Annotated in this window: 10 protein-coding genes; 1 reads left to right on the forward strand and 9 read right to left on the reverse strand. The window is 58.2% G+C overall.

Annotation, left to right across the window (positions count from 1 at the left end):
* Positions 1-266: 266 nt before the first annotated feature.
* The 9 genes from FE784_RS02395 to FE784_RS02435 all read right to left on the reverse strand — a co-directional run bounded on the left by FE784_RS02395 (position 267) and on the right by FE784_RS02435 (position 10090).
* The gene (locus FE784_RS02395; protein ID WP_139600514.1) at positions 267-1424 is read right to left on the reverse strand and encodes a GNAT family N-acetyltransferase; all 1158 of its coding nucleotides are present in this window, start codon (positions 1422-1424) and stop codon (positions 267-269) included.
* The gene (locus FE784_RS02400) at positions 1412-2734 is read right to left on the reverse strand and encodes a F390 synthetase-related protein (RefSeq protein ID WP_139600515.1); all 1323 of its coding nucleotides are present in this window, start codon (positions 2732-2734) and stop codon (positions 1412-1414) included. Before FE784_RS02400 ends, FE784_RS02395 begins: the two co-directional genes overlap by 13 nt.
* Positions 2731-3600 carry an MBL fold metallo-hydrolase gene (locus FE784_RS02405; RefSeq protein ID WP_139600516.1) on the reverse strand — a complete coding sequence of 290 codons (870 nt, stop codon included), beginning with the start codon at positions 3598-3600 and terminating at the stop codon, positions 2731-2733. The genes FE784_RS02400 and FE784_RS02405 overlap by 4 nt, the downstream gene beginning before the upstream one ends.
* Positions 3597-4598: an NAD-dependent epimerase/dehydratase family protein gene (locus FE784_RS02410; RefSeq protein WP_139600517.1), complete on the reverse strand. Its 1002-nt coding sequence runs from the start codon at positions 4596-4598 to the stop codon at positions 3597-3599. Before FE784_RS02410 ends, FE784_RS02405 begins: the two co-directional genes overlap by 4 nt.
* A complete protein-coding gene (locus FE784_RS02415) occupies positions 4595-5827 on the reverse strand; it encodes an ATP-grasp domain-containing protein (RefSeq protein ID WP_139600518.1) in 1233 nt (410 codons plus the stop codon). The genes FE784_RS02410 and FE784_RS02415 overlap by 4 nt, the downstream gene beginning before the upstream one ends.
* Entirely contained in the window at positions 5817-6815 is a 999-nt protein-coding gene (locus tag FE784_RS02420) for a beta-ketoacyl-ACP synthase III (RefSeq protein ID WP_139600519.1), read from the reverse strand. Before FE784_RS02420 ends, FE784_RS02415 begins: the two co-directional genes overlap by 11 nt.
* 298 nt (positions 6816-7113) lie before the next feature.
* Positions 7114-8298: a mandelate racemase/muconate lactonizing enzyme family protein gene (locus tag FE784_RS02425; protein ID WP_139600520.1), complete on the reverse strand. Its 1185-nt coding sequence runs from the start codon at positions 8296-8298 to the stop codon at positions 7114-7116.
* Complete coding sequence (locus tag FE784_RS02430) at positions 8279-9121, reverse strand: SDR family NAD(P)-dependent oxidoreductase (RefSeq protein WP_176705908.1); 843 nt, start codon at positions 9119-9121, stop codon at positions 8279-8281. The genes FE784_RS02425 and FE784_RS02430 overlap by 20 nt, the downstream gene beginning before the upstream one ends.
* Before the next feature lie 39 nt (positions 9122-9160).
* The gene (locus tag FE784_RS02435) at positions 9161-10090 is read right to left on the reverse strand and encodes a dihydrodipicolinate synthase family protein (protein WP_139600522.1); all 930 of its coding nucleotides are present in this window, start codon (positions 10088-10090) and stop codon (positions 9161-9163) included.
* Positions 10091-10494: 404 nt separating this feature from the next.
* On the opposite strand from FE784_RS02435, the gene FE784_RS02440 reads away from it, so the two are divergent.
* A complete protein-coding gene (locus tag FE784_RS02440) occupies positions 10495-11262 on the forward strand; it encodes a MerR family transcriptional regulator (RefSeq protein ID WP_139600523.1) in 768 nt (255 codons plus the stop codon).
* Positions 11263-12094: the final 832 nt, after the last annotated feature.

Below are 12094 nucleotides of genomic sequence, written 5' to 3' on the forward strand. Positions count from 1 at the left end.
TTATTTCATTCATAAAAACCAACATTTCTACGCCCAAAACTCGAAAAATCAACCTTCTTTTCCCTTATACCATCCAATCGCAAAGAGTGTCAACGATTATAAAAAAACCAGAATTAGAAATCAATATTTACATAAAAACCACAAAACGCGACTGAAACAGAAAAGGCATCGCGTATGCTCGAATATCGAGATCGCAATGCCTTTCCTTGTAAGCCGCTAATGGGAATTTGACTGAAGCCCGCAACCGCCGTACATTCGTCCGATTTTCACAGCTTGTACTTTCTCATAATCGGGATGCCGATGCGGCGCAGCACCGAAGCCAGCACGTTCCATCCCCAGCGTCGACGCGCGGGCAAATGTTTGTCGAATACGGCCATATATTCGATATCGGCCACCGCTCCGCGGTTTCGCTTGAACCGTGCCGCACCCGAGCTTTCGTGAAGCAGAAGCCCGTTCCGTGCGGCAATTCCGATCAGAACAGCCGATAGCATCCGGTACAGCCCGGTTTCCTGGGGCAGCGTCGTGTCGTAGCCGAACAGCGGTGTCGTCATTATGCCGCCGCGGCGGTAATAGCCGAGTACCGCGTCGATGCGTCCTTCGCGGCGCAAGGCGTGGAGCTGCAGCATTCCTTCCAGCAGCGCCAGCCGGATCAGCTCAACGCTGAAGTGGGGATTGTGCAGCGAATATTTTTCCAAATAAAGCGCGTTATACAGCTCCACGATTCGCGGCGCGTCGTGTTCCGTCAGCCCGTCCGGTCCGACAATCTCGTAGCCGTGCTTGCCCAGCAGTGCAAAGTCCCTTTTGACTAGCCAACGGGCTTTGGCATTCATTCGATCCGGTTCTAAAACGTATATTTGACGGCTCGGCACCATCGTGCCTCCCATTCCGCTAAGCGTCTCTAGCAGCGGCGCATTGGTCGCCCCGTCAAGAGAGCGGAACAGGACGGCGTGCTGCGGAAATCGCCCCCGCAAAAACGACACGATTGCTTCCAACTGACGTGACTCGAGACGCGGATACAGATTGGTGGAAAGCAGCCAATTGTTGACCTGCACGGCCCGATTGATCTGTCCGCCGCGCAGCAGCAGGCCGATGCCGTCCAGCATTCCGGCGAGCAGCTTCCGGATCGGCCGACTGCGCAGCAGGACGAGCTCCTCCTTGGCATAGCTGACATAATGCGTGTATGGCGAGCATACGTAAGAGTTGTCGTATTCCCGTTCGTTCACCGTCACGGGAAGCACGAGATCGTCGACGGCCAATACATACAGTCGCGTACGGACATTGGCGACAAACGTCTCGGAATGACGCTCCAGCAAGGGCAGCAGGTAGGATCGGGCATATAGGCCGTCTTCCGTCTGCGGCCAGGCGAACGTGCCGATCGACTCCCGATCGTATAGAGCAATCGAACAATCCGTCAGCGTCCCCATCTCCTCTCCACCCTGCGCAGCTTGCGGCTATCGGGCTCATGCGCATAAGGCACGAGCGCGACGAAGGGCATCCGGCATCCCAGCTTGCCGCACAAATCGGCCAGCGACCGGATCGCCGACGTCTCAACCGTCTCCCGCACGGCATGACCCGCGATGCGCAGCGCCAGCTCGAGGCGGTCGGGGCCGACTTGGATCAGCTTGTATTCTTCGATATACGGCGATGCGCAGATGACGGCACGGGACAGCAAATCGGGAAAAACCGGCACCGTCGCTCCCGCGTCGCGCATCGACGGCAGCTCGAACAGATCGTCGCAGCGGCCCTCGACCGCTTCGATGGCGGTCATGGGCGAGCCGCAGGAGCACGGCTCGGATCGTTCCGTCAGCAGATCGTTCAGCCGGTAACGTACGATCGGCTGCGTGAACCTGGAGAAATCGGTAATAATCGGCACGAACGTGCGCTGCCCGGCGTCGATGTATTCCTTCTGAATGCAGACGATGTCTTCGTTCAGGTGCAACGTTCCGTGCGGACAAGTCGCCGCAAGAAATCCTTCCGTACACTGATAGATCTGATGCACCATTTGTCCGAATGCACGCTCGATATAGAGACGGTCAAGCGGATCGAGCACTTCGGCCACCGAAACGATCCGGCGCGGAAGGATTCGCAAACAGCCGTTCAAGGCGACTTCGGCGAGCATCCGCAGCACCGAGGGCGGCGCGACCAGCATCGTCGGCTTGTCCTTCTCCAGTCTGGCGATATGACGATCCATCGGCTCAAGCAGATCATGGAACTGAAATTGCAATCTCCCTCCGCGAACGGTGCCGTACAGATTGCTGTCGGCTCTGAGGAAGAAGGCGATCCGCTCCCCGTGCAGCAGGGAACGCGGCAGCACCTTGGCGAGAACCGCTCCGGCCCAGGCCATCCGCTCGTGCGGTCCGACGAGAAACAGACCGCGGCTGCCGGACGTTCCGGAGGAAAGCCCGACCGTAATATCGCCCAGCATCGGCTGGAAATTCCGCGTCCGTTCGGCCGCGAGTGCCGTTTCGAGCGCCCGCTCCTTGCGTATGCCCGCTGTATTGAGCTCGTCGAAGCGCTCCATCATCAGCTTTTTGTCGATAGGCGGAAATGTCCTCCAGTCGGTAACGGCCCTCTCCCCCCAGTGGTCTCGATAGAACGCGGAAGCAAGCCGAACGCGCGACAAGTGCCGCACGATACGCGCCTCCTGCCACCGTTCCAGCGACTCGCGGCTCCTCCAGCTCCGATGGCGCGTCAACGCGTAGTAGCGGAGGAGCGTCAGCTTGCTCGGTTTCATAGCGGAGCACCTTCCGTCCCCCATCGCTCCAATGCTTCCCGGCAGTGCGACGGCACAATCCGCAGCTGCGGACACCGCTTGTGCAGCTCGTGCAGCCGCTCGAAGCTTTCCCGGTACCGGTGCCGGCTGGACATGATCAGACCGGCCAGCGGATGCGGAAGCCTGCTCTCCCGAAAGGCCCGGCTCGCCCAGACCGTATCGGCGCACAAAAAATAATCGTGACGTTCGGTCGAGAGAAAAAGTCCGATCTGTCCGGCGGCATGGCCCGGAACGTCGACCGCATACAGGCTCCCGTCGCCGAATACGTCGATCCCTTGCGGAAACGGGCATTCCGGCGGGAACGGTACCGTATGCGCGCGATCCAGCGGCAGCGCGCGATCCACGAAATCGTCCGGCACAAGCTCCCGCACGAAGCCTTTGCGCAGGGCAGCGAAGCCATGGCAATGACGTACCTCTTCGTAAGCCTCCGGCAAATAAACGAACCGTGCACTCGGGAAATCGCCCAGCCCGCCGATATGGTCGGCATGAAAATGGGAGACGATGACGTACCGCACCCGTTCGGGCTCGATTCCATCGCGGCGCAGCTGATTGGCCGCGCTCTCCTCTTCGCGATACGCAACCGGCGTCAGCCAGCGGTAGACGGACATCGGCAACCGGGCCGTCCCGGCAAAAAAACGCGACGCATATCCCGTATCGAACAAAACGGGACCGCGAACAGGATGCTCGATAAGGGCAAAGCCGGCCGGGAACCGGCATGCCCGCAGCGAGCCGCCCCGAATCGTCACCCATTCGGGGTGCAAGCAATAGCCGGCTGCGTACAGGCGCAAGCGCACTTTGACGCTCGTATTCGGTAAAGTATTTATCATCCGTTCCCGCCTCCATGTTCGTTCCACCATGCCGCGAATGCGTCCAGCCCTTCCTCGAGCTTGACGCGGGGAGCATACCCGAGCTCGCGCCTGGCGGCCGTTATGTCCAGCGTCTGGCTGCGCCCGAGCACGCCGACGGTATAGCGGGTAAGCAGCGGCTCCCGGCTGCCGGGAACGAGGCGCGCAATCAGCTCCAGCAATCCGGCCGCCCCATAGACGAGCGAGTAGGGAACCGGCTTTCCCCGCATCGGCACGCCCAGCTTGTCGAACAGCTGCTGCAGCACTTCGACAAGCCGAGCGGGCTCGCCGTTCGTAATATTGTACGTCCGGCCGATCGCGGCGGATGGCGCAGCCGCGCACAGCAGCAAGGCATCGACCGCGTTGTCGATATAAGTAAAGTCGACTTCGATGCGTCCCCCGCCGATAAGCGGGATGCCGCGCGCAGCGTTGGCCCGGATCAGCCGGGGCAGGATCGCAGTATCGCCGGGGCCGAACAAAGCGCGGGGACGTACCGTGACGACAGGCAGCCCCGCCGCCGCAGCCCGTTCCACTTCCTGTTCGGCGAGCCTTTTGGTCGCAGCATACGCATTGGCGGGTCGGTCCGGCAGCGGGCCCGATTCGGGAATTTGCAGACGGTGCGTGTAATCGAAATAAACGGTCGGCGTGCTGACATGGATCATCCGCCCGACGTCATGCCGCAAGCAGCCGGCGATGACATGCCGTGTTCCGAGGACGTTGCTGTCATAAAATTCGCGGTAACGGCCCCACGGCGACGATAACGCGCCGCAATGGAATACGGCATCCTGCCCTCGGCATGCCGACAAAACAGCCGTTTCGTCCGACAAATCGGCGCGGACGAAACAGACTCCTTGCCGAGTCAGTGCTGCCCCCGCCGTTTCGTTCCGTCCGACGGCCGTAACGCTCCAGCCAAGGCCGACGAGTCGGGCGGCGAGCCGACCTCCGAGAAAACCGGTTGCGCCGGTTACAAGCGCCTTCATCGTTGTTCCCCGTTCCATTCGATATCGTAAGTCGACGCTTCCATAAGCGTAATCTTCCTCTGTTTGCCGATCCCGTGCAGCAGCCGGAGCAAGCGCAGCTGCTCTATCGCGGGACGCCAGTCCGACTGGTGGAAGACGACGTCGCGGCTCGATGCGAAAGCTTGCACCCATGCCTTCCAACCGCTCCACGAACGAACACCCCTCATTCCATATAGGAGCATCGCCGGCGCAACCATCGCCTTCGCCTCTGCCGCCGCAACCAACATTTTTCCTCCCAGCTTGTCCGGCGCCGCGAACGCCAGATCCACTCCCGGCGTATCCCGGAGCAGATGCAGTCCGCTCGTTGCCCGCGGATTGCATTCAAGCGGATACAGCGTTCCGTCCGTCGTTTCGATGAAATCGAAAGCGATTTGTCCGGTAAACCGTTCCAATCGGACAAAGCGATTCACCCATTCGGCAGCGACCGGATGTTCGAGCGGCTGAAATTGAATGCACGCTCCGCGCCCGGCCGTATACCGGGCTTCATAGGCTGTATGGGCGACTACCGTGCCGTCGTGAACAATCGTGTATGTGCACAGCTGTCTTCCGGATATATATTGCTGGGCGATCCACGGACAAGCAGCCGTTACTTCGGGAGCCGCTCCGCACCATGGCCGTTCTCCCGCTTTCTTCGGCTCGATGACGACGACCTTCGCGGCAAACCGCGAAAATACCGGCTTCAGCACCAGCCCATCTGGCGCCGGCGCATGCTCGGCAGCGGCGAGCCACTCATCAGCCGATGCAATCAGCCTCGTAGCCGGCACTCGGAAACCGAGCTCCTCCGCACGCCGGATGAACGCCCATTTGCTGTGCAGCCGCTTCAGCTTGGCGAACGAATCGGCAAACACGGTGCAATATTCGCTCAGCGCCTCTGCCCCTTGCGAGACATACATTACTTCCTCGCAGGTCGGAATGAGCATATCTACGTCGTATTTTCGCACGATTCCGGTTAACGCCTCCACATACGCTTCGACATTTTCCCGGGGAGGGGGAACGACGAAGCTGCCCGCAACGGCACGGGATACGCGGCACAGATGTCGTTCCAGACTCTCGGCTATGAAGACGCGATGACCCGCTCCCGTACCGGCCAGCAAACGCGCCAGCTCCAGCGTGACGGGAGCCCTTCCGCCTGTGAGCAGAAACGTCAGCGGTCTCCCTTCGCCGCGAGGATCGTCGGCCTTAGTATTCAAGAACAATTCCTCCGATGGAAAATCCGGCCGATGTACCCAACAGCAGCACGCGGTCGCCGCGCACGATCCGTCCTTGAACGATCGCCTCGTGCAGTCCCATCGGGATCGAAGCGGCGATCGTATTGCCGTGATCCCGGCTAATGTACATCAGCTGCGACTCGGCAATGCCGAGCTTCCGCTGCAGCAGCCTCATCGCCAGCGCGCTGCCCTGGTGCGGAACGACGAGCCGGATGTCGGTCATTCCGATTCCGGCCGCCTCGAGCATTTCGCCGACGAAAGCCGGCAGCAGCTTGGACGCCAGCTTGAACATGGCTTGTCCCTTCATGTCGAACAAAAACTCCTTGTCTATATCGGCCCGATATTGCCGTGCGGGCAGCCTGCTTCCGCCGCCGCGTATTTCGGACAAGTGTGCGCCTTGGCTGTATGTTTTCATCGAAGCATACAGGATTTGCGATTTTTCCCGTTCGCCGGCTTGCTCGATGACGACGGCGGCGGCGCCGTCCCCGAACAGAGCGGCGCTTTCCTTGTCATTCCAGTCCAGTCCGCCCGAAGCGATCTCGGTCGAGACCAGCAGTACGCGTCTGTACCTGCCCGCCGCTACCAGGTAAGACATGGTGTCCAGCCCGGCGACAAAGCTCAGGCAAGTTGAATTGATATCGAAAGAGGGTACCCCCGAATGCTCTTGACCCATCGCCCGCTGAATCAGCGCCGCCGTGCAAGGAATCGGCTGCTCCATCGTACCGCTCGTCGAAACGAGACAATCGATATCCGCAAAGGCGAGACCCGCATCGTTCAACGCCGCACGAGCCGCCTTTCCGCCCATTTCCGAGGCGGTTTCCCCTCCGGCGTAATGCCGCACGGCAACGTCGGTTTTGCGTAGCGTCCAGCCTTCGGGCTGCCCCAGCCTGCGGTCCATTTCCCGGTCGGCGACCGTCGTCGCAGGCAAATATTTGCCCGTACCGACGATTTTCACTTTGCGCTGCTGCATGTAGATCCTCCGCATCTTGTTCGCATGGATGCTTGCGATGTTCTGGCTCGTCCGTGTTTCACTTCGACAAAAAGCGGTGCGATTCCTGCGCCGCGACCGCAATCAATCTGTCGGCGGCCCGAATCTCCTTCATGAGGCAGCCTCCCGACTTTGCGCGTTGCTGTCAGCCCATACACGTTTCTGTCAACAAAAAAGCATTGCGTTTTCTCAGATTGAGATCGCAATGCTTAGACCGAACCATATAAGGTTGGATCGTCCGGTGCTTCCTTATCGTCGCCTCATCGACGAATTGCTGCGGCTAAGCTTGGATCCGGAAATGCTCCGCGACGAGTCCGCCCATCGCCTGCTCATCCATCTCCACGCCGAGTCCCGGCTCGTTCGGTACGACGATCTGCCCGTTCTCCAGACGGAAGGACACTTTCGCATAATCGGCGCTGGCTCTGAGCGCATTGGGCTGGTATTCATAAATCATGAAGTTGGACAGCGCCGCCGACACATGGACGGAGGCGGCATGGCCGACGCCCTGATGCGCGCTCAGATGCGGCGCGAAGGGGACATGATACGCTTCCGCCAGATGGCCGATCCGCATCATTTCCGTAATGCCGTTGCGCCCCATGTCGGGCTGGACTACCTCCGCCGCTCCCGAGGAAATCCATTCCTTGAACGCATAAATCGTGCGCAGCGGCTCGCCGACGGCGACAGCGGTATCGATCGCTTGCGCGAGCTTGCTGTGGCCCGGCCGATCCTCGAACGTCAGCGGTGCTTCGAAGAACAACGCATCCATCTCGCTTAGCGCCCTACCGATCGTGTACGCCTCCGTATGGGTGCATTTGCCGTGGGCGTCGTACATCAAATCGAGCTGACTTGCGTCATATTTTTTGCGAATCGCCTGAAGCAGTTCCAGATCGGCCGTCTTGCCTTTGCCGAACGTATGAATTTTCACGGCATGGAAGCCTTCTTCCCTGATTTTGGCAATGTTGTCCAGCTTCTCTCCGACATCCGCTCCCGGTACGCTGGAGCAATAGCAGCGCAGCTTGTCGCGGTATTTCCCCCCCAGCAGCATATAGACCGGCAGCCCCAGCGCTTTCCCCTTCAGATCCCAGAGGGCGATATCCAGGCCGGACATCGCATCGACCAGATAGCCCCCGGTGTAACCGCGCTCGCGCAACGTATCCAGCATTTTATCCCATAAAACTTGATTTTGCAGCGGATTTTCCCCGAGGACGATCGGAGCCAAATGCGTTTTCAAAATCGTGGCTACAATCTCCGGATGGGTTGGCGCCAAAATTTCCCCCCAGCCTTCGATGCCTTCGTCGGTCCCGAGCTTCACGAATACAGTCTCCGCATTGATCGAATATACGCAGGACCGACGGTTGCTGTCGCTGACGAAATAGTCGTTCGTAAGGAAACGTTTGCCATTCTTCTGAACCGGACGGGCCGGCGGAATTTTAACGATATATACATCAATGCTCGTTATTATCATGCGGTCGGCTCTCCTCCTCTAGCTCCAGCTTATAAACCCCCGTTTTCCAGCGCCGGCGCAAATCCGGGCGCACCAGCCCGCTGACTGCCTGCAGTGACATGCCCCCGTCGACGATCAAGTCGATTCCGTTTACGAAGGAGGACATATCGGAAGCCAGAAACAAGGCGGCATTCGCGACATCCTCCGGGTTTCCGAGCCGGCCGAGCGGGTAGCAGTCCACATCAATGTCGTATCGAGGGTGAGTCGCGAGCTCCTTTTGCCTCTCTTCGCTTACCGTAAGTCCGGGAGAAATGCAGTTCGCCCGAATGCGATGGGCCGCCCCCTCCAGAGCCGTTTGCTGCGTAAAAGCGATAATGCCGCTCTTGGCCGCCGAGTAGGCGGGAAGCCCAGGATTCATTCGATGCGCATTAATCGACGACATATTGACGATCGCAGGGGCCTTCGATTGTCGAAGCAGGGGCCATGCATATTTCGTACAAAGAAAGACGGAGGTCAGATTCACGTTTACAATCTCATTCCATTGTTCGAGCGTGGACGCTTCAATCGAGCGACCTCTCGTCATGCCCGCATTGTTGACCAAAATATCCAAGCCGTCCATCCCGTCGAATACGCGCCGTACCGCAGCCTCGTCCGTAACGTCCATCGGATAAGCCTCGGCGTCCGCTCCGTTCCGTCTCAGTTTCGCCGCCGCCGCCTCGGCGTTCGCCGCATGAACATCCGCCAGCCGCACGCTGCAGCCTTCCGCCGCAAACCGCTCGGCGATGGCCCCGCCGAGCTTGCCCGCCCCTCCCGTAATCAGCGCCTTTCTTCCGGTCAGCAACAAGGTCCGCAACTCCCATCCATCAAAGTCTGTGGATATCGTCTAGGCGTCCCGCCGTTTCCAGCGGAGCACAAGCGGGTCCAGACCTTCCAAGGTTTCGAACACTTCGCGGCGCAAAGCGTCGTCGATCGGGGCGTTCGGATTTCGGACTCGGGACGATCGAATGACGCCCCCCGCCTTCAACACCTCTTTATGAACGGACATCGCGAAGCCGGCAATCGTTCCGATCCGGATGAAAGGCAAATATTGATAAAACAAGGCTTTCGCCGAATCCCGTTCCCCGGACTTCCACAATTGGTAAATGCGCACGCATACGTCCGGAAATTCGCACGCGGGCATCGTTCCGACCGCTCCTCGGCACAGCTCTTCGTAATAATACATGCCGTTCAGACCGCCGAATACCGTGAGGCGACCTTCCGACTGCTCGATCACCTCCGTTATTTTCACTGTCGTCGGCGGGGCCTCCACCTTCACATAACGAATATTGTCGAATTCCTCGGCCAGCTTGGCCATAGCCGATACGGGGATCGCGACCCCGCTCGCAACCGGCGCGTCCTGGAGCATAATCGGAATGTCGACCGCTTTGGCGATGGCGGCGAAATAGTCGAGCATACGCTTGCCGTCCGGCTTCACCATATACGGAGGCATGACCATAAGGGCATCGGCCCCGGCCTGCTGCGCCCATTTGCTCAATTGCACGGCTCCCTCGAGTCCCGTATGACCGCTGCCGAATACGAGCGGAACCTGTTCCTTCGCTTCCTCCTGTACGATTTCCGCGATTCTCTCCCGCTCCCGGTCCAATAAAGTGTATGCCTCGCTGGCATTTCCGAACAAGGCAATGCCGTTCACCTTCGCTTGCAGCTGGAAACGGACCAGCTCCCGCAGGCTCTGCTCATCCACTTCACCCGATTCGGTAAAAGGAGTGGCAAGAATCGGATATACGCCTTCCAAAGCGACCTGCATTTTCGACATTTCTTCGGACTCCTTCCTTGTACTCTCTTTGGTATAGCTTCTTTTCTCGCGGAACGGCCTCTTCCCGTCTCTTGTCCGGAGGAGGCCCGGAAAGCGCTTCCCCTTACACGCTTATCATAAATAAAGCCGATGGCGGAAAACATGCACATTATTATCCCCCGGCATATCCATAATTTCTTGGGCAGACACGTACAACAGCCGAAGCCTAAGCAGGTCGCCACTCCGTTCCGACGGGTCGGTTTTCCGGTAACTTCATACAGCCGGTCCCAATAGATGCCGTCAAGCAAATAAGCAACGCCGAATCTGTCGAAAATATCGTTGTTGTGCTTGAAAAAGTTTGTAAAAACCGTTTGACATTGACGCTGCGTAAAGGTGTACGATGAATTTGTCAGGAGGAACGAACAATGGAATATACCGTACAAAAGCTGGGGCTCCTGGCGGGCATCAGCACCCGGACGCTGCGATATTACGACCAGATCGGGATTCTCAAGCCGGCGAGAATCAGCACTTCGGGATATCGCATTTATGGGCAGCGGGAGGTGGACCGGTTGCAGCAAATTTTGTTTTACCGGGAGCTCGGGGTCAGCCTGGAGGAAATCAAAGAGCTGATCGCGTCGCCGACCTTCGATGCCGACCTGGCGCTTAAGGAGCATCGCAAGAGGCTTCTGGAGAAACGGGAACAATTGGATGCGCTGATTGCCAATGTCGAGCTGACATTGGCTCAGCGGGAAGGGACGAAAACGATGAGCGACAAACAAAAATTCGAAGGCTTCAAACAAAAAATGGTCGACGATAACGAGCAAAAATACGGCGAGGAAATTCGGGCCAAATACGGAAACGAGAAAGTGGACAAGGCGAACGGCAAAATCAAAAATATGACCGAGAAGCAGTATGCCGAGATCGAGCAGTTGGCGAACGATATCCACACGACGCTGGCCGAAGCATTTGCCGCCGGAAACCCGGCCGGCGAGCTCGCTCAAAAGGCGGCCGATCTGCACCGCAGGTGGCTCAGCTTCTACTGGGACGGCTACACCAAGGAAGCCCATGCGGGCGTAGCCCAGATGTATGTGGACGACGAAAGGTTTACCGCCTATTACGACAAGGACCAGCCCGGCGTTGCCGCCTTCCTCCGCGATGCGATTCTGATTTATACCGGGCTGGGCCAATCGTAAGAAAAACGTCTATCGACGTATTTCGAGGATGAGCGACCGCGATTCAGCGATTGTTTTACTTTAATGATGAGATAACCGTCAGGGAACTTTAGTGTCGATTCTTAACACTGTCTACTTAAAGGGGATAATATCACTACACCCTGACGGTCCTTTCGTGTGAAAACCGAACCTTTTGCGGGTCGGAGGGAATAGGGCAAACTACGGGAACACTTCCGGACCTCCATCGTCCATCCTTAACCCTATCAATTTCATGCATCAGTGATGCCGTCATGCGGCATATTTGTCATATCGTAAAATAGAGGAATAATCTTCCGCTAAACACAAGTTTCTCGGCAATTTTCCAAAAATAGCGAACTTCCGTTCCGTTATTGAGTAGATTTCGTCCCAGTTGGACGCTCTTCAGCACCAATAGCGGCATTTTGTTCCTTTATTACCTGTGCATTCGTTGGTACGAGGAAAATAGCGGAAAAAGACTCCGTTATTTCTAGCGGCGCGGCGCTGCGTTTGCGTGACGGCGATTGACCGCATGCAGCCTTCTATTCGGGGCCGCCGCGCAATATGGCGTAGCCGCGGCCGATCGGCTATGCTGGACCGGCTTCGTCCGGGTCAGCGCCCGAGTTGGAGCCAGATTAGGGCTGTCTTGGACTGGCTTGGGCTGCCTTGGGCTGGCTTGGACTGCCTTGGGCTGCCTTGGGCTTGCCTTGGGCTGGCTTGGGCTGTTTTGGGCTGGCTTGGGCTGGCTTGGGCTGTTTTGGGCTGTTTTGGGCTGTTTTGGGCTGTTTTGGGCTGTTTTGGGCTGTTTTGGGCTGTTTTGGGCTGTTTTGGGCTGTTT

It is taken from the genome of Paenibacillus hemerocallicola, assembly GCF_006265175.1.
Taxonomy (GTDB): domain Bacteria; phylum Bacillota; class Bacilli; order Paenibacillales; family NBRC-103111; genus Paenibacillus_AB; species Paenibacillus_AB hemerocallicola.

What these genes read in the sequence shown, in the direction of transcription:
- FE784_RS02410 (WP_139600517.1), bottom strand. Translation starts at nt 4,598, where the DNA reads ATGAAGGCGCTTGTAACCGGCGCAACCGGTTTTCTCGGAGGTCGGCTC.
- FE784_RS02400 (WP_139600515.1), bottom strand. Translation starts at nt 2,734, where the DNA reads ATGAAACCGAGCAAGCTGACGCTCCTCCGCTACTACGCGTTGACGCGC.
- FE784_RS02440 (WP_139600523.1), top strand. Translation starts at nt 10,495, where the DNA reads ATGGAATATACCGTACAAAAGCTGGGGCTCCTGGCGGGCATCAGCACC.
- FE784_RS02420 (WP_139600519.1), bottom strand. Translation starts at nt 6,815, where the DNA reads ATGCAGCAGCGCAAAGTGAAAATCGTCGGTACGGGCAAATATTTGCCT.
- FE784_RS02425 (WP_139600520.1), bottom strand. Translation starts at nt 8,298, where the DNA reads ATGATAATAACGAGCATTGATGTATATATCGTTAAAATTCCGCCGGCC.
- FE784_RS02435 (WP_139600522.1), bottom strand. Translation starts at nt 10,090, where the DNA reads ATGTCGAAAATGCAGGTCGCTTTGGAAGGCGTATATCCGATTCTTGCC.
- FE784_RS02395 (WP_139600514.1), bottom strand. Translation starts at nt 1,424, where the DNA reads ATGGGGACGCTGACGGATTGTTCGATTGCTCTATACGATCGGGAGTCG.
- FE784_RS02405 (WP_139600516.1), bottom strand. Translation starts at nt 3,600, where the DNA reads ATGATAAATACTTTACCGAATACGAGCGTCAAAGTGCGCTTGCGCCTG.